This window comes from Desulforamulus ruminis DSM 2154 (assembly GCF_000215085.1).
Taxonomy (GTDB): Bacteria; Bacillota; Desulfotomaculia; order Desulfotomaculales; family Desulfotomaculaceae; genus Desulfotomaculum; species Desulfotomaculum ruminis.
On record NC_015589.1, the window covers coordinates 3,895,449 to 3,921,714 of the forward strand.

At 46.4% G+C, this 26,266-nt stretch carries 23 protein-coding genes; 8 read left to right on the top strand and 15 right to left on the bottom strand.

Going from position 1 to position 26,266, the window contains the following annotated elements; all coding sequences use genetic code 11:
- Positions 1–40: 40 nt before the first annotated feature.
- Positions 41–1,552: a tripartite tricarboxylate transporter permease gene (locus DESRU_RS19275; RefSeq protein ID WP_013843776.1), complete on the bottom strand. Its 1,512-nt coding sequence runs from the start codon at positions 1,550–1,552 to the stop codon at positions 41–43.
- A gap of 711 nt (positions 1,553–2,263) precedes the next feature.
- On the opposite strand from DESRU_RS19275, the gene DESRU_RS19280 reads away from it, so the two are divergent.
- The 7 genes from DESRU_RS19280 to DESRU_RS19310 all read left to right on the top strand — a co-directional run bounded on the left by DESRU_RS19280 (position 2,264) and on the right by DESRU_RS19310 (position 9,830).
- Positions 2,264–3,238: a tripartite tricarboxylate transporter substrate binding protein gene (locus DESRU_RS19280; protein ID WP_013843777.1), complete on the top strand. Its 975-nt coding sequence runs from the start codon at positions 2,264–2,266 to the stop codon at positions 3,236–3,238.
- Positions 3,239–3,261: 23 nt separating this feature from the next.
- Positions 3,262–3,813 (top strand): tripartite tricarboxylate transporter TctB family protein, encoded by a 552-nt coding sequence (locus DESRU_RS19285; RefSeq protein ID WP_013843778.1) that lies wholly within the window; start codon positions 3,262–3,264, stop codon positions 3,811–3,813.
- Between the two features lie 48 nt (positions 3,814–3,861).
- Positions 3,862–5,601 carry a sulfoacetaldehyde acetyltransferase gene (xsc, locus tag DESRU_RS19290; RefSeq protein WP_013843779.1) on the top strand — a complete coding sequence of 580 codons (1,740 nt, stop codon included), beginning with the start codon at positions 3,862–3,864 and terminating at the stop codon, positions 5,599–5,601.
- Between the two features lie 28 nt (positions 5,602–5,629).
- Positions 5,630–7,048, top strand: coding sequence for an acylating sulfoacetaldehyde dehydrogenase (gene sauS / locus DESRU_RS19295; RefSeq protein WP_013843780.1), 1,419 nt, complete (start codon positions 5,630–5,632; stop codon positions 7,046–7,048).
- 16 nt (positions 7,049–7,064) lie between these two features.
- The gene (locus DESRU_RS19300; RefSeq protein WP_013843781.1) at positions 7,065–8,183 is read left to right on the top strand and encodes a succinate--CoA ligase subunit beta; all 1,119 of its coding nucleotides are present in this window, start codon (positions 7,065–7,067) and stop codon (positions 8,181–8,183) included.
- Positions 8,180–9,079 carry a succinate--CoA ligase subunit alpha gene (locus DESRU_RS19305; RefSeq protein ID WP_013843782.1) on the top strand — a complete coding sequence of 300 codons (900 nt, stop codon included), beginning with the start codon at positions 8,180–8,182 and terminating at the stop codon, positions 9,077–9,079. The genes DESRU_RS19300 and DESRU_RS19305 overlap by 4 nt, the downstream gene beginning before the upstream one ends.
- Positions 9,080–9,362: 283 nt before the next feature.
- Positions 9,363–9,830 carry a CarD family transcriptional regulator gene (locus tag DESRU_RS19310; protein ID WP_013843783.1) on the top strand — a complete coding sequence of 156 codons (468 nt, stop codon included), beginning with the start codon at positions 9,363–9,365 and terminating at the stop codon, positions 9,828–9,830.
- 89 nt (positions 9,831–9,919) lie between these two features.
- Here the strand turns inward: DESRU_RS19310 and DESRU_RS19315 are convergent, their stop codons facing one another.
- The 12 genes from DESRU_RS19315 to DESRU_RS19370 all read right to left on the bottom strand — a co-directional run bounded on the left by DESRU_RS19315 (position 9,920) and on the right by DESRU_RS19370 (position 23,435).
- Entirely contained in the window at positions 9,920–10,123 is a 204-nt protein-coding gene (locus DESRU_RS19315) for a cold-shock protein (RefSeq protein WP_041275494.1), read from the bottom strand.
- A 458-nt stretch (positions 10,124–10,581) separates the two neighbouring features.
- Positions 10,582–12,789, bottom strand: coding sequence for a HAMP domain-containing sensor histidine kinase (locus DESRU_RS19320; RefSeq protein WP_013843785.1), 2,208 nt, complete (start codon positions 12,787–12,789; stop codon positions 10,582–10,584).
- Positions 12,767–13,459: a response regulator transcription factor gene (locus DESRU_RS19325; RefSeq protein WP_013843786.1), complete on the bottom strand. Its 693-nt coding sequence runs from the start codon at positions 13,457–13,459 to the stop codon at positions 12,767–12,769. The genes DESRU_RS19320 and DESRU_RS19325 overlap by 23 nt, the downstream gene beginning before the upstream one ends.
- 285 nt (positions 13,460–13,744) lie before the next feature.
- Positions 13,745–14,749 (bottom strand): methyl-accepting chemotaxis protein, encoded by a 1,005-nt coding sequence (locus tag DESRU_RS19330; protein WP_013843787.1) that lies wholly within the window; start codon positions 14,747–14,749, stop codon positions 13,745–13,747.
- A gap of 139 nt (positions 14,750–14,888) precedes the next feature.
- Positions 14,889–16,199, bottom strand: a complete 1,311-nt coding sequence (locus DESRU_RS20080; RefSeq protein WP_013843788.1) for a hypothetical protein — start codon at positions 16,197–16,199, stop codon at positions 14,889–14,891.
- Positions 16,200–16,473: 274 nt separating this feature from the next.
- The gene (locus tag DESRU_RS19340; RefSeq protein WP_013843789.1) at positions 16,474–18,477 is read right to left on the bottom strand and encodes a DUF6449 domain-containing protein; all 2,004 of its coding nucleotides are present in this window, start codon (positions 18,475–18,477) and stop codon (positions 16,474–16,476) included.
- On the bottom strand, positions 18,452–19,351 hold the full coding sequence (locus tag DESRU_RS19345; protein WP_013843790.1) for an ABC transporter ATP-binding protein: 900 nt from the start codon (positions 19,349–19,351) through the stop codon (positions 18,452–18,454). The genes DESRU_RS19340 and DESRU_RS19345 overlap by 26 nt, the downstream gene beginning before the upstream one ends.
- Positions 19,344–19,733: a GntR family transcriptional regulator gene (locus DESRU_RS19350; protein WP_013843791.1), complete on the bottom strand. Its 390-nt coding sequence runs from the start codon at positions 19,731–19,733 to the stop codon at positions 19,344–19,346. The genes DESRU_RS19345 and DESRU_RS19350 overlap by 8 nt, the downstream gene beginning before the upstream one ends.
- A gap of 209 nt (positions 19,734–19,942) precedes the next feature.
- The gene (locus DESRU_RS19355; protein WP_013843792.1) at positions 19,943–21,247 is read right to left on the bottom strand and encodes a DUF4179 domain-containing protein; all 1,305 of its coding nucleotides are present in this window, start codon (positions 21,245–21,247) and stop codon (positions 19,943–19,945) included.
- Complete coding sequence (locus tag DESRU_RS19360) at positions 21,234–21,758, bottom strand: RNA polymerase sigma factor (RefSeq protein ID WP_013843793.1); 525 nt, start codon at positions 21,756–21,758, stop codon at positions 21,234–21,236. The genes DESRU_RS19355 and DESRU_RS19360 overlap by 14 nt, the downstream gene beginning before the upstream one ends.
- Before the next feature lie 198 nt (positions 21,759–21,956).
- Complete coding sequence (locus DESRU_RS19365) at positions 21,957–22,760, bottom strand: nitroreductase family protein (RefSeq protein ID WP_013843794.1); 804 nt, start codon at positions 22,758–22,760, stop codon at positions 21,957–21,959.
- A 21-nt stretch (positions 22,761–22,781) separates the two neighbouring features.
- A complete protein-coding gene (locus DESRU_RS19370; protein WP_013843795.1) occupies positions 22,782–23,435 on the bottom strand; it encodes a flavodoxin family protein in 654 nt (217 codons plus the stop codon).
- A gap of 118 nt (positions 23,436–23,553) precedes the next feature.
- Between DESRU_RS19370 and DESRU_RS19375 the strand changes: the two genes are divergently transcribed.
- On the top strand, positions 23,554–23,892 hold the full coding sequence (locus tag DESRU_RS19375; protein ID WP_013843796.1) for a winged helix-turn-helix transcriptional regulator: 339 nt from the start codon (positions 23,554–23,556) through the stop codon (positions 23,890–23,892).
- 53 nt (positions 23,893–23,945) lie between these two features.
- Here the strand turns inward: DESRU_RS19375 and DESRU_RS19380 are convergent, their stop codons facing one another.
- Positions 23,946–24,722: a GntR family transcriptional regulator gene (locus DESRU_RS19380; protein WP_013843797.1), complete on the bottom strand. Its 777-nt coding sequence runs from the start codon at positions 24,720–24,722 to the stop codon at positions 23,946–23,948.
- A gap of 102 nt (positions 24,723–24,824) precedes the next feature.
- A complete protein-coding gene (locus DESRU_RS19385) occupies positions 24,825–26,156 on the bottom strand; it encodes an L-fucose/L-arabinose isomerase family protein (protein ID WP_013843798.1) in 1,332 nt (443 codons plus the stop codon).
- Positions 26,157–26,266 lie beyond the last annotated feature (110 nt).

The window sequence follows — 26,266 nt, forward strand, 5'->3', positions numbered from 1 at the left end:
AACCAGGCGCTTCTTTTCAACAGCAATGGATCAATGTAAGCTAAGCAGTCAATTTTTTCTCTTTCCGGTTTCTCCACATGGGGAACAAAATGGTGAACCCCAGCATCAGGATACAGCACAGCAGCGCGATACAGCTAATGGGACGGGTAAAGAAAATGGTCCAGTCATTGGAGTAGCTGATCATGGTGGTCATGAAGTTTCGTTCCGCCATAACCCCCAGGATAGACCCCAGTACCATGGGTGCAATGGGAAAACCGTAGCGATCCATGAAATATCCGGCCATACCAAAGAAAATCATCATCCACACATCGGTGATATTATTTCTTATGGTGAAAGCGCCGATAAAACACAATACCATAATAAAGGCGGAGATGACCGCTTCCGGCGCATCCAATACCTTCACAAAGGGTTTTACCGCCAGGTAGCCGATTAATCCCATCAAAGCCAATCCGATAAACATGGAAGCAAAAATGGCGTAAACCATTTCGGGCATGCTGGTAAAAATCTGCGGACCCGGCTGAATACCGTGCAGCAGGAAGGCTCCCAGGATTACGGCGGTTGCCCCGCTGCCGGGGATTCCTAAGGTTAAGAGGTGCAGCATAGCCCCTCCCACCGAAGCCGTTGCCGCAGACTGAGAAGAAACAATCCCTTCCGGCGCGCCCTTGCCCATGTTATCTCTGTTTTTGCCCAGCATTTTTTCCACCCCGTAGGAAACAAAGGACGCCACCGTGGCTCCCGCACCGGGCGCCGCCCCGATAAAGGTTCCTACAGAAATCCCCCGGACAAAAGCCATGGATCTTTCTCGAAATTCTCTTAAAGAGGGCAAGGTTGTTTTAATGGTTCCCGCCTGTTCCAGGGTGGGGGAAGTAAACCCTTCTTCCAACCGGGTCAGTATCTCACCCAGGGCATAGGCCCCCACCATAACGGTCAGATAATCAATGCCGTCCCGGAGCAGTGAGGTTCCGAAAGTGAAGCGCTCCGCCCCGTAGATGTCATCAATTCCCACCGTGGCAATCAGCAAGCCGATACACAAGGAAATGACCGCCCGGGGAATGGATTTGGTGCCTAAAATAATCACTCCGCATAAGCCCAGCAGGACAATGGAAAAATATTCGGGTGTGGCAAAGCTTAAAGCAAATTTGGCAAAGGGTTCGGACACCATGACCATAAATACGGCCGCCACCAGCCCCCCGCTCATGGCAGCATATAGGGCCCACCCCAGGGCTTTTGCCGATTCCCCCTGCCGGGTCATAGGATACCCGTCCCACAACAGGGGAACATGAATGGGCTCCCCCGGGATTTTAAACAAAATGGAGGTAAACGCCCCTCCGTAGGTCCCGGCGAGATAAACCGCCGTTAACAACACAATGGCTTGGGTGGGTTCCATGGAGTAAGTAAAGGGAAGCAGCAGCACTACCCCCATCACCAGAGTCAAGCCGGGCAGGACCCCCGCGATCAAGCCTACGATCAGGCCGATCACAAGCACCGCCAGCATGGTTGGGTTCAGTACATGGATAAAGCCAACCGCCAAATTACTTAAAATATCCGCCATATTATTCCCCCCTCCGGGATTTATTCAAATACGCTATCACGGTTTCATCCTCCGTATTAGTAAAATGGATATCCCACCAGGATCGTTAGCACCACGCCAAATAGAAGATTCCGCTGATCCCTCCCTCCTTAGCAGAAACGATTAATCGTCTTTTTACTCCTGGCCAAATTTGGTTGGGAGTATTTTAGCCATTATTAATTTTAGTTTGAATAGCTCTTAAGGTGGATTTTTCCCGTCCTCCGTGCCGCTGCGGCCAATTTCATCTTGGACAACTTTAAGGAAAAAGCCCCTTGTTTTTCTTTATCCCGCGGACTTCAAGGACAGATGGAAGCGTGACAAAAAAAGAACCCCTTCGGTGCTCGGAATTATCTTTTGGCAAACAGATTTTTCCGGGCTTATTTAGAATCCATGGTCTAATCCGGTCAGGCTGCTTGGAAAGTCCTTTTTCTTTTGTCATTTACGCACTTTCCTGTTTAAAAGGATTATTTTCTATATTCAGGCCTGGATGAAGGGACAAGATTGTCACTGTAAAAATTCTGTTAACCCTTTTTTGCCGCCGGAAAATCCACCTTAAGGGCTATTCCCAGTAAAAACAAGAATCGCTAGAATACCCCCAAGCAAAGGCTTAAGGAAAAACCAGGGGGTGATGCTTAAAAAGACCGGCTTAAGATCCATGGGGTAATGAAGGTCAAGCAAAAAGGAGGTAGGAAAATGAAGAAGCTGCGGAGGGCTTTGGTCGCACTCTCCCTTTTACTCCTGGCAGTTTGTTTAAACGGATGTGGTGGATCGGAAGAACCGGCCACCGCTCAAAAAGCAAACTACCCGGAAAGACCCATTGAGTTTATTGTTCCCTGGGGACCCGGCGGCGGAGCGGATCAATTGGCCCGGTTAGTGTCTAAAGAAGCTGAAAAGGAATTAAAGGTTTCCCTGCCGGTGATTAATGTGCCCGGCGCCACCGGCGCAACGGGCATGGCCAAATTACTGGCGGCAGAAGCCAACGGCCAGTCCATATCCGTTTATATTGCCGATACCCATGCCACCATGAATACCGGAAAAGCAACCTGGAAACTGGAGGACTTTACCCCCATATGCATCATGCTGAAATCCCCTTCCTATCTGTTTGTAAAGGCCGACAGTCCCTTTAAAACCTGGGCGGACTTTGAAAAAGCCGCTAAAGAAAATCCGGGTAAATTTAAAGTGGGCATCCTGGGAGAAGGAAGCCTGGACGATGTTACGCTCAGTTACCTGGAGTCAAAAGGGATTAAAGTGACCGGCGTGCCTTTTCCCAGTCCCGGCGAGCGTTATACGTCCATACTGGGCGGCCATGTGGACTTGCTTTATGAACAGGCGGGAGATGTGCGCCAATACCTGGAGAACCAGCAAATCAGACCGCTTATCATCTTTAATGAAGAACGGGATCCGGCCTTTAAAGATGTCCCCTGTTCCAAAGAACTGGGTTATGAAATCTACTTGCCTCAATTCCGTTCCATCATCGTAAAGGCGGGTACCGACCCGGAAAAGGTCAACATTCTGGCAGAAACCCTTAAGAAGGTTTATGACACGGCGGAGTACCAAAAATTCCTGCAGGATCAATACGCCTCGAAGGACAGTTATTCCGGGCCCGAAGATACCAAGCTTTATCTGCAACAGGAATTAGATAATATGAAAGCTCTGCTGGCAAAGTAGAGCTTTAAGGTGAGGTGATACCCATGCCAGGGCGGACGTTACGGAAAGCGGTTACAGAAAACGCATTTACACTGGTTCTTTTGGCGGCGGCAGTCCTCTTGTTTCTCAGCACCAACCATTTTGTCTATGCGGCCAAACCGGGCCGATTGGGCCCGGATTTTTGGCCCAAGACCGTGCTGATACTGGTTATGATTATGTGCCTGATGGAGATTGGCCAGAGCTTTCTTAGGAAGCCCACTAAACCTCCTGAAGAGATTGCAGTGGTTGATGATGAAGCTTCCCAAGAGTCCAAGCAAAAATACCCGCGGCTCCTTTACCTGGGCAGCGCGCTGACCTTAGGCTATGTGGGACTGGTCAGTACTCTGGGGTTCTTTTTAACCACTTTTTTATATCTGGTGGCCTTTATGTACGTAGGCCGGTACCGGCAGACTGCCGTAATCTGGATCAGCAGCTTATTAGGAACCGTTTTTCTCGTGTTTATATTTGTTAAGGTGGTTTATGTTTCCCTGCCCATTGGAAAAGGGCCCTTTGCTGAAGTAACTTATCTCATTTACAGGTTGTTAAGCATTCAGTAACCAGTGAATGCTGAAATAAATCCTTTGAAAGCAACGGAGGTATGAAAAATGACCAAGCTAAAAATGACCCCCAGCGAAGCCATTGTTGAAACACTATTGCAGGAAAAGGTAGAACACGTTACCGGGATTGTTGGCTCGGCCTTTATGGATATGCTGGATCTCTTTCCCACAGCCGGGATTCATTTTATCCCGGTGCGCCACGAACAGTCTGCGGCCCATATGGAGGACGCTTACACCCGGGTCACGGGTAAATGCGGCGTCTGCGTGGGACAAAACGGCCCCGGAATTACCAACATGGTTACCTCGGTGGCGGCTGCCAATATGGCTCACACTCCCCTGGTTGTTATATCCCCTTCTGCGGGTACTCCCACCATCGGCTGGGACGGCTTCCAGGAGTGTGACCAGGTGTCTGTTTTCCGGGCCATTACTAAAGCCACGGTACGGGTTCCCCATCCCAAAAGGGCTGCCGACTGCCTGAGAACGGCCTTCCGTATCGCTTATGCCGAACGGGGTGCGGTGCTTTATGACATTCCCCGAGATTATTTTTACGGCGAGCTGGAGGAACGCATCCTGGCTCCCCACCAATATCGTGTGGATGCCCGAGGCTGCGGTTCCCGGGAGTCCCTGAACCGGGCCGTCGAACTGTTGGCCCAGGCCCAACGCCCGGTCATTGTATCCGGCCGGGGCGTTGTAGATTCCCAGGCCAAAGACATCGTGGCCAAAATTGCCGAACACTTGACCGCCCCGGTTGCGGTTACCTACCTCCATAACGACGGCTTTTACGCCGATCATGAACTGATGGTGGGACCCATCGGGTATATGGGCTCCAAAGCCGCCATGTATTCCCTGCAGGAGGCGGACGTCATTCTGGCTATCGGAACCAGGCTTTCCGTGTTTGGCACCTTACCCCAGTATGACATTCACTATTTCCCGGAAGACGCCAAGATCATTCAAATTGACATTAATCCCAAGCACATTGCCCGGACTCATCCCGTTGAGGTAGGTATCGTCGGCGATGCCAAAGAAGCCAGCCTGGAAATCCTAAAGGGCCTGGAGGCCAAAATTCCCCAGCCGCAAATCAATGAGGAGCGTTTAAACCAGATTAGCGCCCGGCAGCAGGATTGGGAAGAAGAAACCGTCAACCTGGCCATGGTGGACGGCAACCCCATCAATCCCCGGCGGGCGTTATTGGAAATTCAAAGGGCCCTGCCCCAGAATGCCATTGTAGCCACAGACATTGGCAACGTGGCCTCCACCGCCAACACCTACCTGCGTTTTCGGGATAAGGGCATGCACATCGCCGCTTTAACCTTTGGTAATACCGGCTTTGCCTACCCCGCCGCCCTTGGTGCGCAATTGGGCCGCCCGGAGGCTCCGGTGGCGGCCATTATTGGGGATGGCGCCTGGGGTATGAGCCTGCATGAAGTCAGTACGGCGGTTGAACAAAATCTGCCCGTGGTGGCTTGTGTGTTTAGAAACGGGGCCTGGTGCGCGGAGAAGAAAAATCAGGTGGACTTTTATAACAACCGTTTTGTGGGTGCGGACATTCCCAATCCCGAAAGCTTTGTCCCGGTGGCCCAGGCCATGGGCGCCCAGGGCATCCGTGTAGACAGTCCCAGCCAGGTGGGAGAAGCCCTGGACCAGGCCTTGAAGAGCCGGAAGCCTACGGTTCTCGAAATTGTTTGTGACGGTACGCAGCTTGCTCCTCCCTTCCGGAAGGATGCCCTTGCCCTGCCCACCCGCCACCTGCCCCAATATTCTCACCTGGATTATAAAAACTGGGAGTAACATCACAGGAGCTAGGAGGTAATCGCCCATGAGTGAACGGGATGTTCAAGGAATCGTCGCGGAATTAGTGCGCAAGGCCCGTGGGGCCATGGAGCAAATTAAAGACTACAGCCAGGAACAAGCCAATGAATTGGTCCAGGCGGTTGCCTGGGCTATTTACCGGCAGGACCGTGCGGAGGAGTTGGCCAGAATAGCCGTACAGGATACCGGCCTAGGCAAATATGAAGATAAGGTCCTTAAAAATCGGCGTAAGACCTTTGGCGCTTTGCGGGACTTATTGGACCCTCAGGCCAAATCCGTAGGCATTATTAAAGTGGATCGCAAAAAAGGGATTCTGGAAATTGCCAAACCCGTAGGCGTTGTGGCGGCCGTATGTCCTTCCACCAACCCCGGAGCAACACCGGCCAATAAATCCATGTTTGCCCTTAAAAGTAAAAACGCCGTCATTCTCGCCCCCTCCCCCAAAGGAGCCACCACCTGCGCCAAATTTCTTGCCTATGTCCATGAAGAATTGGCCAAGATCCAGGCGCCCCAAGACCTGGTGCAGATGCTTCCGGCACCGGTTTCCAAGGAATTAACCTATGAGTTGATGAAGCAGGCCGATATGGTGACGGTTACAGGATCCGGCAAAAACGTGGCAACGGGACAGTCCTGCGGCACTCCCAATGCCTGCGTCAGCGCGGGAAATGTGGTTTCCATCGTAGATCGCACGGCAAGCCTCGGGGATGCGGCCTCCAGGATTACCAAAAGTAAAACTTTTGACTATGCCACCAGTTGTTCCAGCGATAACGCCATTGTTGTGGAAGCCGGCGTCTATGATCAAATGATTGAAGAACTAAAAAAACAGGGCGCTTATTTATGCAATGAACAGGAGAAAGCTCAACTGCAAAAAGCCATGTGGGATGAAGCCACGGGCAAACGCAAGGGAGCAACCACGGCAAAATCCGCAGAGGTTATGGCCGCAGCAGCCGGTTTTACCAATCCCGAGGCCAAACAAGCCTCCTTCTTTCTGGTTGAAGAAACGGGAGTGGGTCGCTCTTATCCTTTTTCCGGGGAAAAACTGGCACTGGTGGCGGCCTTATACAAAGTCAAGGACTTTTCCGACGCACTGGAAATTACCAAAAGGATTCTCAATTATGTTGGGCGGGGCCATTCCTGCGGGTTGCACACCACCGATGAATCCCATATTGAACGCATTGGCTTTGAAATGGATGTCTGCCGTATCATGATCAACCAAATACAGTGCTTTGGTAACGGAGGCAATTTTAATAACGGTATGAATTTTACCCTTTCCATGGGCGGCGGGACCTGGGCGGGGAATAATATCGGGGATAACTTGAATTATAAACATTTTATGAATATCACCAAAGTATCCAGGACCATCCCGGAGGTGATCCCCTCGGAAGAAAAACTTTTTGGTTCCTATTGGTCCAAGTACGGAAAATAGCAAAGGAGGGTGAGACATGAAGCTATTTGAGTATCAGGCAAAGATGCTTTTTCAGGAGCAAGGCATTGCCGTTCCCGCAGGCAGGATCATGGATGATCTAAATCAATTGGAAGAGACCGTCTCAAGCATCGGTTTTCCTTGTGTTCTTAAAGCCCAGGTTTTACAAGGGGGCCGGGGCAAGGCCGGTTTAATCGCCAAGGTGGCTTCCATGGAAGAAGCCCGGACCCAGGCCCAGCGCATTTTTGACTTAACCAGCCGGAAAGTATTGGTCGAAAGCGCGGTTGAATTTGATCATGAGATCTACCTATCCATTACCGTTGATCCTGTCTCCGGATCAGCCATGATCATGGCTTGCCTAGAAGGGGGCGTTGAAATTGAAGAAATTGCCCGGACCAGCCCGGAAAAAATAGTTGTGGAATATGTTGATTTAGCGGTGGGTCTGATGACTTATCAGGCTTATAACCTGGTGTATGCCTTGGGACTTCAAGGTGAACAGGCCAAACAGGGCTGCCAGTTATTAATGAAACTATATGAGGTATTCCAAAAATATGAGACCGACTTGGTGGAAATCAATCCCTTGATGATTACCAGGGAGGGCCGTCTTATCGCCGCCGACGGCAAAGTAAGCCTGGATGATAATGCTTTATTCCGGCAGGGCCGTTTCCAAATCACCAGAGAATATTTTAATAATGATTTAGAATATGAAGCGGCCCGGGAAGGCATCCCTTACATCCAGTTTGACGGGGATATCGGCTTAATGTGTGCCGGCGCGGGCTTAACCAATATTATTTTTGATTTAATTCATTATGCCGGTGGAACGGTGGCCAATTATCTGGAATTTGGCGGCCCCAATTATCGCAAAGCCCATCAGTGCATGGAGATGATGCTCAGCAGCAATCCCAAAGTAATACTCATATCCACCTTTGGCACCATTGCCCGGGCGGACGTTATGGCCCAGGGGATTGTGGAAGCGGTGAAAGATTTAAAACCAACCATTCCCATCATCACCGCCATTCGGGGCACCGGGGAAGAAGAAGCCATGGCCTTACTAAAAAGTGTGGGGCTAGAACCGCTTAATGATACCGAGGAAGCGGTTAAACGAGCAGTGGAATTTGCAGGGGGTGGTTCCAAATGAGCATCATTATTCATTCCCATACCCGCATTCTGGTACAGGGAGCTACAGGAAAAGAAGGGCGCTTCTGGGTAAAACACATGATTGATTACGGAACAAAGGTGGTCGCCGGCGTGACTCCCGGCAAAGAAGGTGAATTGGTGGAGAATATACCGGTCTACCATACGGTTCGCCGGGCTATGGATCATCATCCGGTGGACGCCTCCCTCCTTTTTGTTCCCCCGCGCTTTGCCATGGGGGCCATTTTTGAAGCTCTAGATGCGGGAATTAAAACCATCGTAGTCACTGCCGACGGCATCCCTTTACATGAGCAGGTGCAGATCCGCAGAGCGGCTAAATCCGTTGGGGCTACGGTCATCGGCGGAAATACCACCGGCATAATCTCCACCGGGAAATCAATGATGGGATTTTTCCCCTTCTGGCTGGAACGGGTCTATAAACCGGGCCGCATTGGCGTCATGACCCGAAGCGGCTCGTTAACCAATGAAATTACGGCCCAAATCGTTAAGGCCGGCTTCGGGTCAACCTCCATTGTAGGTGTCGGGGGCGACGCGGTTCCCTTTACACGTTTTGCAGAACTGCTGCCCCTGTTTCAGGAAGATCCCAACACTGCTGCGGTGGTGATGATTGGCGAGGTTGGCGGAACCATGGAAGAGGAAGTTGCCGAATCAATGAAAAACGGCTTGTTTACAAAACCCCTCATCGCCGTCATGGGCGGCAGAACCGCACCTAAAGGAACCAAGATGGGTCACGCCGGGGCAATTATTACAGCCGGCAAAGGAACGGTTGACGATAAAATTCAGGCTTTAACCCAGGCCGGAGCACTGGTTGCCGACCGCCCCAGCATGGTTGGCACCCTGCTGCAAAGGAAACTGGGCAGTCCTTGCGTATCCCTGTAAATCTCCTCTTCTCACAGATTTTTACCTTTCTTCTTAAAAGGTCATCCGTGCAAAGAAACCTATGGGCAGCTAAACCCCATAGGTTTTCTATTTGAGCCGACATGGAGAAACCTGTGCCTATATAATGTCCCTACAGACTTGAAACCCCGGGCAATTTATAAATTAGCACTTAAAAAACTAAATATATTGACATGAGTAAAATCCCTATGTTAAGATAATTTTTTGATATTTTATTATTTTTGTGGTATAATTATGAAGTTACTCTAAGAGGAGGTGACCTTTTGTGTTTCAAATTGGCGATAAAGTTTTTTATCCTATGCATGGGGCTGGTATTATTGAAGCCATTGAAGAAAAGGAAATTCTTGGTAACAAGCAGTTTTACTATATCATGAACATTCGAAACATGCAAGTAATGTTTCCTCTGGAGTCTAACATTCCCATTAGACCCATTGTAGATTTAGATATACTGGAAGACGTATTTACTACTTTCAATGATGGAGAATTAGAACCATCCCTTAAGCCGAACCAGAGATACCGCAGCAACATGAATAAAATGAAGAGTGGCGATATTTACCAGGGAGCTCAGGTGATCCGGGAGCTCATGCTCATGGGTAAAAAGAGAGCCCTTGCCGCAGGGGATAAAGCCATGTTGGATAATGCCATGCAAATATTAATCAGTGAACTTGTACTGGTAAAAGGCATCGCTGAAGAACAAGCCCTTGATTTGCTGAACGATGCTATTAATAATTAGTTGGAGCCTATTTTTTATAATGTCCTGTAACTTTTTCTACGCTTACACAAACGGCCCTTTAACACTGTTAAAGGGCCGTTTTGTCTAAATTATAACTTTACAATGTTTTCTGCTTGTGGTCCGCGATTGCCTTCTACTATGTTGAATTCAACGCGTTGGCCTTCTTCCAGGGTTTTGTAGCCGTCACCGGTTATGGCGCTGAAATGGGCAAAAACATCTTTGCCGCCGCCTTCCACTTCAATAAAGCCAAAACCCTTCTCCGCATTAAACCATTTAACTGTACCTTGCATCATATTCCCTCCAAAATTTTAATTTAACAGGTCCTTTTTTATTTTCCAAAGAAAAATAGAGATCACATATTGTAAAAGGTTTTATCGCACAAATAACAACCCTTTACAATATGTGATCAAGGATCTAATTTATGTTAATTCAGTATAGCATATAACAAATTGGAATGCAAGTTTTTGCCAATTAGGCCCACTCCTTTTACCCTTGCCCAGGGATATTGCCAAAGGAACCCGGAATGGTTGGATTGCGCAGGCCTTTAATTCCAAAAAAGGATAGAACGCGGATAATACGGATTTCCACGGATTTTGTAATTTTTAATTAAAATCCGCGAAAATCCGTATTATCCGTTCAATCCGTGTTCTATTCTTTTATTAGCCCGGTGGTTCGTTGGGTTATCTGCCTGTTCCTTGAGGCGCTATTCTACGTTATCTTGCCACAGTTCCAGTTTTTGATTAATTAATTTTCAATCCAGGGTATTTAAAGACACCGTTGTTTTAAACAAATCACCGTCTACTTCAATCTCCAAACTTCCGCCATGAAGATCCACAATGGATTTGGCAATGGCCAGTCCCAATCCGGAACCTTCCGTGTGGCGGGATGCATCGCCCCGTTTAAAGCGTTCAAACAGCTCATCCACATCTTCGCCAAGCTCATATTTGGCCACATTTTTAAATACAATAACCGCTTTGTCGGGTAAAGCCTTGGCGGAAATATAGACCCGGGTATTTTCTAAGGAATATTTAAAAATATTGACCAGCAGATTATCAAAAACGCGCCATAGTTTTTGTCCGTCCACCAGGGCGTAAAGGGGTTTATCCGGCTTTGACACCCGAATTTGCAAAGTTGACTTACTCATGGTTTCGTTGTGCTCAGCCAGTGCCTGTTGTAAAAGCTGAACCAGATCCACTCTGTCCTTTACCAGTTCAATGCTGCCGCTGGCCATTTTTGACGCTTCAAAAAGGTCGTCAATCAATACCTTTAGGCGTTTGGCTTTGCGATCAATGATCTGGATGTATGCTTCACGGTCTTCTTCGGCCAGGCCCGGGGTTTTCAGCAGTTCGGTATAGGTAATCACGGAAGTTAGCGGTGTTCGTAAGTCGTGGCTGACATTGGTAATCAGTTCTGTTTTTAATCGTTCACTCTTCGCTTGCTCCCTTTGGGAGGTTTTAACCCCGTGCTTTAAGGCATTGATATGTTGTGCCAAATGAGCCAACGGCGATTTGCCTTTTACCGGCAAGTCCGGTTCCAGATTTCCCTGCACCAGTTCACCCGTGTGACCCACAATACGGTTAAAATAGCCGGTGCTCCTTGCGATGAAATAGATCATGGGAAGCCCGATGACCAGACATACCGGAGCATAAACCAGCAGGACCCGGGGCTCAATCCCAACAATTACAATCCCCGCGCCGAAAGCAAATACCAGCAGCAAAACAATTAAAACCTGGATCCCCACGCTGCGGATTAAAAAGGCGTCCTTAATCCCCCGGTAAACCCGGCAGAGCAAACTATTTCGCCATTCTTCCTTCAGCCCACAGCCATTCATTATCCTCTGCCAAAGAAAAAATCCCTGAACAGCGGTTATCGCAACCAAAAGGGCGGTCCCTATTGCATGAAAAAGAGTTTCTTTAATAAAAACCGGAGGGCTGCCATTCACCTCATTCATGGTCAACAGCGTTAACGTAAATAACCCGAAAAAAGTCAGACTGATCACACTTACGTCAATGGGGATTAGATTATAGGCTCCTTGCCATTTTTCCCCGGCAACGAGCTGGGATAAAGGTATCTTCTTGTACAAATAAATACTGATGCCTAAAGCGATTACGGAACTCAAGGCGTAGATGAAAAAGATTCTTTGTTTTTCTTGATAGCCATTATAACTCCTGATGATACTGCTTGCTCCGGCTGTTGCTTTAGCCACCGCGATTTTTCCTTCGAACATCCGGTTTTTGGCAAATGAATCGACCGTCTCGTTATATCCCCAATAATTCATCTGTTCCCCGGTTGAAAGATAGCCCTGCTCTGCCGTAGGATAACTGCGGATAAATAGGGTATTCCGGCTGTTTATCCACTCATCTACGTTCCTATCGGTTACTGCAGTTAAATTGGTAAAGACTTCACCGGTTGCAGTATCCTTTAAATAATACTTAAACTCGGTATTAAGCCTTGTAAACTCCGGACGATGACTTTCCAAGTTCCGGAAATACTCGTCAATCTCCTGTTCTTTTTCTTTTATAATTTTTTCCCGAACATATTCGTCGTTTTTAAAGTTATTAGTGATATCTTTTATTTTTTCATCTCTTTCGGCAGTATAGATATTGGCCAATTCATTGTTCCGGTTTGCCAAGGCATCTTGAATTTTACCTTCGTATTGATCCTGGATATCCGCAATTTGCACAGGCAGCTCTCCATAGCGGTAGCGATACTCATTTACTTCATCGTCGGTAACGGTAATCTCTTTTTTCATTTCTTCTTTACCCGGATTATTTAACTCAAATAGATTTAAGTAATCAGTAAATTGACTGAGTTGATCATCAAACCTCTGGGTTTGGAAATAATCTCTTTGAAGGTACTCACTTCCGTGAAACACTCCCGATAGGGTGCCGCTCAAGCCAAAGGTAAACAATAATATCCAGGCCACCAGGCCGACTTTATTTTTCCATCTTGTAGCCAATTCCCCATACCACCTTTAAATATCTTGGATTTTTTGGATCAATCTCAATCTTCTCTCGAATTTTACGAATATGTACAGCAACGGTGTTTTCCGCATTATAGCCGGGTTCCCTCCACACCCGCTCATAAATTTCATTGATTGAAAATACCCGTCCGGCATTGGTCATTAATAATTCAACAATTTTGTATTCAAGGGGGGTTAGCTTGACAACCTCCCCGTGAACCGTCACTTCTTTGGCAGACTGGTCCAGTGTAAGGCCCTTCAGATCAATCACCTTTCTGATTCCTTCGTAGGTGCCCAAAGTGACATATCTTCTTAACTGGGATTTGACCCGGGCCACCAATTCCAGCGGATTAAAGGGCTTTGTGACATAATCGTCGGCGCCAACTTGCAGCCCTAAAATTTTATCGGTATCCTCGGTTTTGGCACTTAAAATAATAATGGGAATGTTTTTCTTTTCCCGGATCTTAAAGGTTGTGGCAATTCCATCCAGACGGGGCATCATGACATCCAAAATAATGAGATGAATCACCTGCTCATTTAATTTTTCAATGGCTTCAATCCCGTCCTTTGCTTTTATAACGGTGATGCCTTCATTTTTCAAATAGATTTCTACGGCATCCCGGATTTCTTCTTCATCATCCACAACCAACACAAAGTAATGATCCATATTCTACTTTCACGCTCCTTTCAAGGGGTACTCCTGTTGAGCTAGCTAAATTATAAAAGGCAATTCTTAATATCCGGTCAGCAAAATATTTAAGATTTTCTTAAGTTCTTCACCGCTAACAATGACACGTTTCAGCCATAAATACGTAACGGGGAAAAGTTCCCTCCCACTTAGGCAGAATAAAAGACCACAAGATTATTGCCTGTGGTCCCGTGCCGGATGAACAAAAAACAAGAGAAATGGATTTGTTCCGGGCTATTTATTTTATATCATGCTACGCCGGAGTTAAAGGGTTTCACAGATAATGGCCGACCAGTTTTTCCCTTTATAAGCGTTATAACCCCGGGTATGGGCGTAGCCATAAATTTTGATATTGCCCCGGGCATCCTTATCCAAAAGATAGCCGTAGGTTTCTCCTTGCATGGCTCGCTGGGCTGCAGCAAGGTGTTTTAAATTAGCGGTTAAAATGTCCTTCCGGCTGCGACAGGCGATCACAAACCCTTCCTTATTAATAATGAAGATGTCCCCATTATGGCCGATGCGCGCTGAATCAATAATGTCATAGATATATTCCCAATTAAACCGGGTGGAGAAATACCCCAAAATCTTCCCCTCTTCGCTGCGGATGGGACAGGTATAGGCTACGGTGTGAAAATTCTCCACGGCGGAATGATAAAGATCGCTGACAGAGATGGCATTGGCCGCTTTGGCTTCTATAAACCAGTCTTTATCCCCCATGTTTTTTCCAATCAGTTCACGCCGGACGCCTGCGGCAACAATTTCACCTTCATCCGTCAATACATAAAGATCAAGATAAACCTCATAGATTTCCACCAGGTTTTTCAAAAGCTCATTAGCTGCTGAAAAGCGCTCGGTATCCGCAGTACAAAAGCAATTTCTTACCTTATCAAAAGTTGCCCAAGCCTGGGCATCACAGTTGCGTTCAAAAAGATTCCTATCAATTTTATCAATGGTATCATAGGCTACATCCGCGGTTCGAACGGCCATTACCTCATTGGCCTTGCTTTGGATATTTTCAATAATTTTTGTGCTTTCTTTGGTAGAAGCTAAGCTGTTGGTGGCCAGTCTTTTAATTTCAGAAGCCACTACACTAAATCCTCTGCCGGCATCTCCCGCTCTTGCTGCCTCAATGGCTGAGTTTAGTGACAATAAGTTTGTCCGTACCGCAATGTCTTCAATGGATTCAATGACATTGCTCATCTCTTGATTGGCATTTTTTAGTTCGCCGATTAGGACCGATGCATCGATAACCAGATCATTATTTGCCAAAATCCTATCCCCCCAACAAAAAATGGCCTACCTAAATATAAGGTAGGCCCCGTTGCCATGTCATTATTATATAATAACTGCCACGATTTTCAAGTATCCGGGACCCGGCTTGTGAAATAATGAATGATGCGATCCGGTGCTACTCCCTTTTACTCACCTCTGCCTGCAGTAAATCCCACTGCCGGCCATTAAAACGCCACAACGAAGTGGCCTGGGCAATGGAATCGGCGTTACTGGTGCCTTTAATGGTTTGTACGCCTGCCAGTTCAAATATCCCGTCCTGGTTAACATCCACCGGCGCCAGAGAGTTGTAGCCGCCGTGCCAAACCTCTACTTTTTCCAAGAGTTTGCCGCCTTTATACACGTTCAGCTCCTGATAGAGATCCTTACGGTCCTGCAGATTAATGGTATAGGACTGCTTGGTCTCTTTTATAAATAACACCGCCTGATAATGATCCTGCAGGGAACCGGTAATATTTAATTGGTTTTCCTCTGCGGGTTGGTAAAGAATTCTTTCCTGCCCATCCTTTAAAGAGTAGATATGATGATTGTAATATCCGCCGCTGCCGCCGGTATTGGCCGTAACGAACAAATCCTTTACTTTATCCCCGTTAAAGTCCAACAACTGCATTTCCGCGCCATAACCCCCGTCCGACTCCTCCGGCAGTTTAATTAAAATCCCCTGCTCCTCAGCCTTAGCCGGGTCCTCGGCCAACAAATACAGGTGTTCCATATACATGGCGGTGTCGTCAAACCGTTTGCCCAACAGAGTGACACGCTCTTTTTGACCGTCGCCGGTTACATCCTCCAGCGCTTGCTGCAGAATATAGGTATTCTCCGGCAAGTTATACTTTTCCGCCTCCTGAAACAAAGCCGGTAAAATAGACATTTCCATGAAGCCGCCGGTATCTTTCAGGTTATAGACCACCCCGCCTTTAATCCAACCAGCGGAATAATCAGAGGAATCTCCCGGTTGACTTGTTTCTTGAAGGGTTGGTTCATTGAGTGCCCGGGTTATTTGCTGCATCAATTCTTCCCGGTTGGTTTCTTTCGGGAAATGAAGGGTGATCTGTTGAATACGCTGGGTTTTGTCCCCGGAAACAGCATACTCTGCCAGCACGGGCTTTTCCATTGCAAACCATCTCTCTGTAAATTGCACTTGGGACAGGATTTTCCCAGCGATACCGGTGCTATATTGCAATTGGCCCCCCGGTTGCAACTCCAACAATTCCTGGTAGTTCAGGCCTAGAATCGTAAGGGGGTCCCGGACCAACAGGCCGGTCTGATCCGCAACGGAATCAAGGGCCGGCAGACTGTTTACCGCTGAAGGGTCCGGAGGCTGGGTGGCTGCAAGGGCCGGTGAAGCAGCGTGTCCCCCGGCCAGGATGGCCGCTGCCAGAATAAAGGCGCATGCTTGTCGCTTCACGCTTTTTTTAATTTGTCTTTTCATGATATGGAGTCTCCTCTCGGGCGATGGTAGTTGATAATTCTATGTTACTTTAACCGGACGACAAAAGGGTTACAAATCGGTTAAAATAATCGTGGCCTTCGGCCTGCACCGCTTCTCCGCTGGCAACAAAGCGAAAAAGCAATTTTTTGTATTTCTAAGACCTAAAATTGGAAGCTATGAGTTCCCTTTATAAGCGGATAATGATAAAAACCCGGTTAAAACCGGGTTTTTGTCTCCATAGGTCAAATGAAGGATGCCTCGCTCACTGCTTATGCTATAATCGCTCTTTAATAAAGGAGGGAACTTGCTCCTCGTTAAAACTTCCATACCCGATGTTGCCATACCCCTCGGCATAAAATCCGATAATGTACCGGCGGTTACGATTTTCTCCCCATACATCGGTTTGGCTTCTTAAACATTCTTCAACCTGGCTTTTATCCCGGATTTCCAGTCTCTTGGTGCTCTTTTCATTAATCCATTCCCCGTTTCGCCGCTTTTCCTCCCACTGCTGGAAGTCCTCGATTTTTTCTACCACAACATAGTCGATCTCTTCCGGTAGAATTCTGGCCTTGTCTAAATAACCCTTTTGTTCCAGCCAGGCCTCAAAACGAACGTAAGACTTTTTCCAAGAGGCGCCAAAGGAGATCTCCGTTCTTTCCCGATCCATGTCCGGATACAAATCCAAATACTTTTTCAGCTTGTCATTGGCAATGGACAAATGAATACTGGCCCAAGGAACCTTGTTGTCGGTCATCTGCTCATAGGTTTCATCTTCAATATCCTGCCGTAATACTTCGATGGCTTCGTTAATCTCCTCCGGGTCCAGGATAACGGCCTTTTTATCCTGCCGGCTATAGGCGGGACGAATGGTAATTTTTTCAACATCCGGACTATCTACTTTAAAAACTTCATATTGAAATTTTTTGTATTCCATAGACTCACAAATGGGTTTTAAATATTGGGCATAACGATCGTGAGCAACAGAATAACCCCTGGTTAATTGACTGCCGTCCTTTAGCTGATATACGAAGACCATTTGCTCGGTTGATTTTTTATCCCCATATTTATTTTCCGACCGGTCCGCCACCAGTTGCCTGTGCAGTCCTTGAATATTGGCGATGTCTTTTTGCTCAACATATACATTCTGTCCGTTTCTCAGTTCGTAAAAGCCACTGCCAAAAGCAACGCTTTCGATCTCACTAACGTCGGGAAGTTTCTTCTCATAACCAACCAGATCAACCTGCAGCCCTAATAAGAGGACCATGGCTACAACCGCATAAATTAAATAGCCTTTTATATTTTTAAAAACCCAAAAGGATTTTTTGAGAATCATTTCTGCGCTAAAATAGCCAAGCAAGGAGCCTGCCAGGTAGCCAAATAAAATCCAGCCGATGTGCTGCTGGGAATGTTTAAAATAAAAGCCTGCCACTAACATGGCGCATAGGGTTACGCCGTATTTAAAAATCCAGCGAAATTGTTGAAAGCCAATAGTCTGAGAAGCCACTTCCATTTTTCTCTTACGGTATAAAAATTCAGATACAAAATACAATACCAGACAAAGAAGGATATCTGTAATGACTTCGGCGCTGCTCATATGATCCTTAAACCCTTCTATCAGTCTTACTACCGGGGAAAGGGCGGCCTCCTGCAGCGCTATATTAAAGGTAAATCCATAGAGGAAGGTGTCCAAAGCGGTTGTGAACAAAACCGTTAATCCTAAAGGCAGGAACAGGAAGATGACGGTGATAACCCCCTGAACGACGGACATACCCACCAGCGTGCCCACAAAAACACAAACAAGGAAGATCAGCAGCTCCATTAAGATGATAAAACCGGCCCATTGAACAATATCCTGAAAGCCGTAGTAGCTTCCTAAGCCCAGCGCACCGTTCAATATCCAGGAAAGCAGGGCTGTTATGAATACCGGCAAAGTCAGCAGTACCAAGCCGGTTAAAATATGGGTCCGGTATAAGACCTGTCTTTTAACGGGCAGACTGTGCATCATATCTGACGTTGCCTTTACCTGCATATAACGAAAGATAAAAATTCCGGTGAAAATGGCAAAAGCTAAGACAAAGATGGACAGCTCATCTCCGTTACCGGGGTAAAATAAATCCTTTAAAAGGGTGTAATTGGGCTCTTCCTGGCCATGGATCATTAAGATATGTAGCGGCACAATAAAGACCAAAGCCAGTGTGTACAAAATGCCGATCCAACTGAATCTTTTTAAATCGTCGATAAAAATGCCTTTATTAAAAAATGACGTTCTCAATGGCATAGCCGATCCCCCCCATTTCATAGATAAAGATTTCTTCCAGGGTCAAAGGCAAAATATCCAAGATCACCGGATCATGCTTTTTAAACTGCCTTATCATCTCCTCTTTGTGGCCACGAATAATAAAAAGCCTGACACTGCCCCGGCTCTCTTCATATAAGACCGGAATATCCTGCAGAATTGGGCCGGATACCTCTTGTTTAAAAGCCACCTGAACCTTATGGATGTCCGACTTTAAATCATCCAGTTCCTTCTCCAAGATCAACGCGCCCCGGTGCAAAATACCGATGGTGTCACAAAGGTCCTCCAGTTCCCTCAGATTATGAGAGGAGATTAAAACGGTCATATTTCTCTCCGCCACATCCTGAATGATTAAATTTTTTACCTTCTGCCGCATCACAGGGTCCAGACCGTCCAAAGGCTCATCTAAAATTAGATATTCCGGCATGGCGGATAAAGCCAGCCAAAAAGCCACCTGCCTTTGCATGCCCTTAGAAAGTCGATTTATCTTTTTGTTGATGTCAATATCAAAAGCTGTTTTTAACTTTTCAAAACGTTCCTGGTTCCAGGTAGGATAAATATTTTTATAAAAATTGGCCATATCCCGCACAGAGTAGGTTGAAAAAAAGTACAAAGTATCCGGAATGAAAATAACTTTTGCTTTAATCTCCACATTTTCAAATACCTCCTGGCCGGCCATATAACCCTTTCCCTCATCCCCTTGGTATACTCCCGCCAGGATTTTTAGAAGGGTGGTTTTCCCCGCTCCATTGGACCCGATTAATCCGTAAACAGAACCTTTATTGATCCTGAGGGTTACTTCTTTTAAAGCCTTGACGTCCTCGAAGGACTTACTTACCCCTTTTATTTCAATCACTTCGCTTACCCCTCCTCACCGTGCTATGGACCTGAGAAACAACGGCTAAAATTTCTTCCTGTTTCATGCCCAGATACATAGCCTCCGATAAAACTTTAATTAATTCTTCTTTTAACCGGGCCAGCTTTTCATCATTTTTATGATGGCTTATGCTGGCTACAAAACTTCCTTTCCCCGGCAGGGAGTAAATATATCCTTGTCTTTCCAACTCCCGATAGGCCTTTTGAATGGTATTTGGATTAATGGTCAACTGCTGGGCCAGGGTCCGTACCGATGGCAGTTGTTCGTCTGCTTTTAAAACTTCATTGATAATGGATTCCTTAAATTTTTCCACCAACTGTTCATAAATGGGTAAGCGACTTCTTAAATCCAAATCAAACATGGGCTCCCCCCTTCCGCACCATCTGTACTATTACTGCCAATACAGTTATTATAGATGAGCCCTCTTGCTTTGTAAAGACTAAAAAATAATCATCGCCTTTACCCATGGCACGGGTTGCCATAAGTAAAGGCGGATTTGCTTCGGTCATGCTCGTATCCATACCCTGTGCCTGCCGTCGGTTTGTTCTTCCATAGGTCAGGGATAACGAATTAATTCACAGGGATATTAATCCGCTTATTCACGTTTTTTAAAAAGCTCATTCTTTCAATGTCCAACCGGTAACTTTTACCCGTCTCCGGGAAATGCAGGGTTCGGGTGTGCAGGATTCTACCGTCTGCCTGTTTTTTGTAGTCATTCGTTATGGTCTTTTTAAGGGCTACTTTTTTTCCGTCAACCACCAGATACACCCTGGTAAGCAGGGTTGTTTCCGCGGTGGTGAGGGTGATATAGCTGCTGCCCTGAGCTTGATAAATGCGGTTGATTTCAATCTTCTGGCCTAAAATCTCTATGTTTTGCCCCTGCCCGTCTTTTTTTAGCGCCACTTCCTGCCTCACATCATAATCTGCCGAGAGGCTATCCACCTGAATCTGGAGGGATTGCAGTTTTTCCGGTAAAGGATCGAAATAATGTTCAAAGGTGATTCCTTTCATATCGGTACTCATTCCGGCCCCTTGCTGCGGCACCGGTTCACCATTGGCCAGCAGTTTTATGGACAAACCTTCCGGTCGCATCCGCTCTCCCTTCATCTGGTCTATGGCCAGTTCTAGAATATTTTCTATGGACCCCGTTATAACGGTCCGGGTAGGTGAAGCTAAAATTGACTCAAACCGGACGCTGCTTCCTTCTGCTCTAATGGTTTGCCGGATATTCTTTTTTAAGGTGGTGCTCATGGCTTTATTTCTATCCAGTGGAAAAAGAATCTCCTCTTCCTCCAGCAGCCCTTTCTCCGTTATTAGCCCAATCTTTAGATGTAAATTTTTCTCCAATAAACCGGGGGGTCCAAAGCTGGCAACCCATTTCATTTCCCCGGTTTCTTCCTTGATTTCCCCCCTGCCGCTTTGCATATAATATCTGCCCCAAAATCCTTCCATTTGCATTTGGAAATTGAGCTGCTCTACATCCACTTTGCCCGTTGGGTCCTGGATGCGATAAAAAGCAAGTAATTGGTTTTCATCCAGCATGATCCCGTCTAAAGTTATGACCACGCCATTGTTAAAAGTAACCTTCTTGTCGATGATCTGTCCTTTGCCCAATTGGTTCAACTTGTTTAAAGGGCCGTCCATAACCTGATCGTAGCCTACCAGCCTTTTGCCATAATAGGCGAATGTACTAAAGTTATAGCTTATGATAAAAATGGCCAGGCAGGCAGCAGCCACCCGGATTCCCCAACCCTTTTTTCTCCGGCTTTCCGCCTTTGCCAAAGCACTGCGCAGCTTAAACTCCAACTCCCGGGGCGCTTCTAATTGGTCTATCTCAATTTTTTTGTCATTTAACCATTGTTCAATGTTCTTCAAAAACCTCACCCCCCAAACTCTCTTTTAATCTCTCCAGGCTGTAGGCCAGGCGGGATTTTACGGTTCCCAAGGGGATTTTTAAAATATCTGCGATAGTCTGATATTCTAAATCTAAAAAATACCGCAGCCGGATCACCGCTTGATGTTTATCACTTAATTTGGCCAAATGTTTCTCCAGTAAAATTTGATTGTCTTTTTGTTGAAGGCCATCCCCGGCGGCAACTTCTCCAAGGGTTTCAATGGGTACGTTTTTCCTGGTGTTTCTATATATTTTTTTACAGCCATTAACCAGTATCGTTTTACTCCAAGTGTAAAAGGCTTCATCCCGTTTTAATTTCTTTATATTTTCATATACACTGACAATCATGTCTTCCATGGCATCCAAAGCATCTTCCTCATTGCCGGTAAAGACATAGGCCAATTTATAATATTCCTGCTTCCGCAGCATGATTAGTTGAATTAAAGCCTCTTTATCCCCTTGCTTGGCTTTTTTCACAAGTTCTTCTACCACCCCGGCACCTCTCTTTCACCTATAAGAGTCGATTCTCCGGCAAAAAGTTCATTTTCCATAAAACTTTTAAAGAAAAACCGTAAAAGACAAATTAGCACTTAGAAAATAAAGCGGGTATCCTGGCTAAAATCAGGATACCCGCTTTATTTTACTCTTAAAAAGGGGCCGGGACAAGGCGCCGGTTTTATCCGGGATTCTTTACCTCCAGGTCACTTGTAATGGATTCCGGTCAACTAACCGGTGATATTGATATTTAGGAAATCCTACCATAACGGCTCCAGTCACCGTAATTCCCTCGGCAATATCCAACAGTCTGTAGATTTCGGGATAACCCGAAGCGCCGCACATTTCAAAGAACCCGGCCCAACAGGATCCTAAACCCAGGGCCGGAGCGTATAATTCCACATAGGCTAAAGAGTAACGAGTGTTATCGTGGCCAAGGGGAAAGGTCTTCGGCGCCGTTGCCACGATCAACCCCGGAGCATCCCGTAAAATTAAATCCCGTCCGGTTTTACGGTAACCCCGGACCACCCCTTCATAGGCCTTGGACCAGGCTACCCCTTTACGGATCTCTTCTTCCATCCAGTCCACCGTTGCTGCCGTAAGCTTCTTCAGCAATTCTTTTTCCGTAACAACGATATAAGACAATCCCTGACTATTACCGCCGGAGGGTGCAAATCTGGCAATCTCAAGCAGTTCCAGCAGCTTTTCCTTGGGTACCGCTTCATTTTTATAGCTTCTGATGGAGCGGCGGGACCTCAAAAACCGGGCTGCGGTCAGCGGGTCTAGAACCGGATAACGCTCCAGGGGAACTTGCTGGCTCCGGGGAAACTGTTCATGGTCTAAGGCTTCCTGGGGACAAACAGCCACACAATGGCCGCATTGAATACAAGACTTCGGATGAAGCAAGCTGGGTCCGTCCTGCCCCATATCCAGAATACTCACGGGGCAGACTTCCGCGCACACTCCACACTTTATACAATCCTGATTTACAGCAATCATGGTAAAAACCTCCGAAAAAAATTATTTGCCACCGGCTGCCGCCAATTTGGCCCCTAACTCAAAGGCCTTACGACAATCCTCCGGAAATACTTCTTCCCGTCTTTTGGCCTTCTTTTCGGGATCAAAAAGGTCCGCCACTACCTTTGAATAATCCTTAAACTGATAGGTATCAAAGCTATATAGTCTTTCCACGTCGCCAAACAGTCTCTTTAGAATCATTTCATCGCGTTCCAGATGTTGATCCAAGGCGGTCTTTTTCATCATTTCTTCGGTAATATTCATGGTATAGATGATCCCAATGTTCAACTTTTTTGGGAAAAGGGATATCCGGGGCTGGCTATAGGCTGTATAAGGAAACATGAAACGCTCTAAAAAGGATCTCATCTCCCCGGAAACATTGCCAAAGTAAATGGGAGAGCCCAACAGAATGGCATCGGCTTTCTCAATCTTCTTAAGAATTGGGGTTAAATCATCCTCCACCGCACACCGGCCGTAATGCTTGCCGCCTTTGGTTTTACAGGCAAAGCAGCTTAAACAGCCTTTAAAATTCAGGCTATAAAGGTGGATCAGTTCTGTTTCCGCCCCCTGGGAAGCCGCGCCTTCCAGCGCTTTTTTCAACAGTGTGGCGGTATTCCACTTTTTTCTCGGGCTTCCGTTTAATGCGAGAACTTTCATCTTCTATCCCCCTATGTTTATCATTTATTTTAGTTATGCTAAAATTAAGTTTAATATCATTTCTTCCATAAAGGAAGTAGTTACATTTTACGAAATTGCTATACTGGAGGGAAGTATTGTGAAGAATGATTCGGAACAGAAGATAGAAGAATGTTATTGCCCCATACAGAAAACCCTGGCCCTGATAGGCGGGAAATGGACCTTATCCATTATCCGGGAGCTTTCCTCAGGATCTAAAAGATTCAGCCAACTGCAAAAATCCCTGCCGGGAATTAGTCCCAAAACCCTTTCTTCCCGGCTGCAGGAACTGGAGAAAGAAGCCATTGTGGCCAAACAGGTCTTTCCGGAGGTCCCTCCGCGGGTGGAATATTCCCTTACGTCCAAGGGTGAAGGTTTGAAAAAAGTTCTACAGGATCTGCTCAAATGGGGAACTGAAAATCTAAAAGAGGGGTATTGAGTTAAAAACTAAAGCTGGCACCGTTTTACACAGTGCCAGCTTACAAAAAATCTTTAGTCAATTTCTGAAACTTGCAGGATTCCACCACTGTTGACAGTTTTATTCCGGCTGACTTTCACGGAGTAATGGTATCGATCGGCCCGCACGTAGTTATAAGAATACTCCAAGGGACGATTGGACGAATAAGCGATACGCTCCATCACCAAAATGGCTGAGCCTAGAGGCACTTCCAGTTCTTTGGCTACGAGTTCATCCGCAATGGCGGCACCAATAAATTGATCGGCTTCTTCCAATAGGATGTTGTTATCTTCCAAAACCTGATACAAGCCTACCTCGGACAAATCCCGGTTCATAAAAAGCTGTCCAACGGGGGCCTGCCAAAAACTTTTTACATACATAATGGGATCCCCATTCATGCATTGGATTTTCTCTACACAAAAGATTTCGTTGTCATCAAATACGGTTAATCTAGGAAATGAGTCAAGAAGTTCTTCCGTAACCGGAACAAGCCCAAGCTGAACAATCTTCGCGGTGGGTACTGCTCCCCGTTCCAAAATCTCTTCAAAAAAACCGGTCAACCGAACCAGCTTTTCCTCAACGCCATTCATGCGTACAAAAGTCCCTTTTCCAGGCCGGCGTTCCAGCAGTCCCTCATTCACCAATTCGGAAACCGCCCTCCGAATGGTGGTACTACTGACCTGATATTTTTCTATCAACTGCTTATCTGTAGGAAAAGTTTCTCCATTGCTCCAACGCTTAGACATGATCTGGTTTCTTAAATCTTCTTTAATTTGAAAATGTAGAGGCGTTGGATTGGTCTTGTCGATCATCACAGCTCACCCACCCGACAATATTACAATATTACTATCTTTCTACAATCTAGCTAAGATTATAGGAGGTACAGGATAATTTGTCAATAGCTGTCAATTTTATTAAAAAGAGACCGCTTCAATGCCCAAATACTTGGCCACTTCCCCCAGCTCTTCTTTTACATCACCATAAACCAGGGCATAATGGGGTTCCCAGCCGCCCTCCACGGCTGCTGTGACAAATTTTAATGCCGGATAATCGGTTTTTACCTCTACCGAAGTACCTAAAAATTTTTGCGGCTCATCTAGGGCTTCGCCGCCGGCAATCAGCAATCGGTAGCCACCTGCCGTTTTCCCCAAACGGGCAATGGTAACCCGTCCCGGCTTCAACCCAAACTCAAAGGCCAATCCCATTTTCCGGTTGGGATGAACGCTTGCCCGAGGGCTGACTCCGGGTCTTGCCAGCGAGCATGCTCCGGTCCCGCAATGCCAGAAGATCAGAGTGTTTCTTTTTTCATCCAAGGAAACAGGATCCGCAAAATAAGTAACGCTATGGGTTAATTCATTTAATATTACTTGGGTTAAAACACCGTTAAAATCAGCCTCACAGGAAGTGGGAATTCCGGCGTCATTTAATAAACCTAGAGCGCCACAAGGAGCAAAATTTAAGAAATCAAAGGTATCCGGCCAACAGCGGCTGGTGACTGCATCCACTTTATTTTCCTCGGCAAACCTTTTAACCACAAAGTAAAAAGCTGCGGAGGCCCTTAGCTGTTCCTGGGGCAGGTTCTCCAGTCCCTCCACCACATGAAAGACTTCCTTGATCACATGGTTGATCTCTTCATCCGTTACGGCTTTCATTTGATGCAGCAATTTGTACATTTCAATGCGAGTAATTTTTGAACCAATAATTTGACGAAGTTGCAATTCATCAAAATCCCCAAAGGAATAACCCGGAGGTGTATTTCCGACAATCCCTACATTTAAATTTTTTAATTTCTTGACTACAGCCAAAACACCCATTATGCGGCCAAGTTTTTGTTCAACCGCTTCTTCTCCGGGGTTGCCGAACAAAAATGAAGTCTTATGACCCAATACACCGGCACCACAGCCATTGCTAAAGGCTCCGGTCAGTGAGTTCAGACGCAGCCAGCCACCATCGATGGAAGGCTCCCGAACCGCCCAAATAACCAGCGGAGCAGCCGTTTTCTGCAATAAATCCACCACAAAACGGTTATCAATGAAGGTAATGGTCTGAAAAACCACTAAATCAATTTTGTCAATGGAATCCATAAACTCAAGCATTTCCTCCGGGGAAGTCAGCACCCCGGTGGGAACCAACATTTCATGTCCCATTTTTTCCAGCATGGCAACGGATTTTTGATAACAGGCATTGGCGCTGGCCATGTCAAATGTTACACGGCCCAAGGGCAAATAGGCTACGCGAAGACTCATTTTCCATCCACTCCCTGTCTTATTTTAAAATCTAATAATTAACATTAATATAATGTTGTATGTTTGTAATATTTAAATCATACCTGCAATAAAAACAACTGTCAATTGGG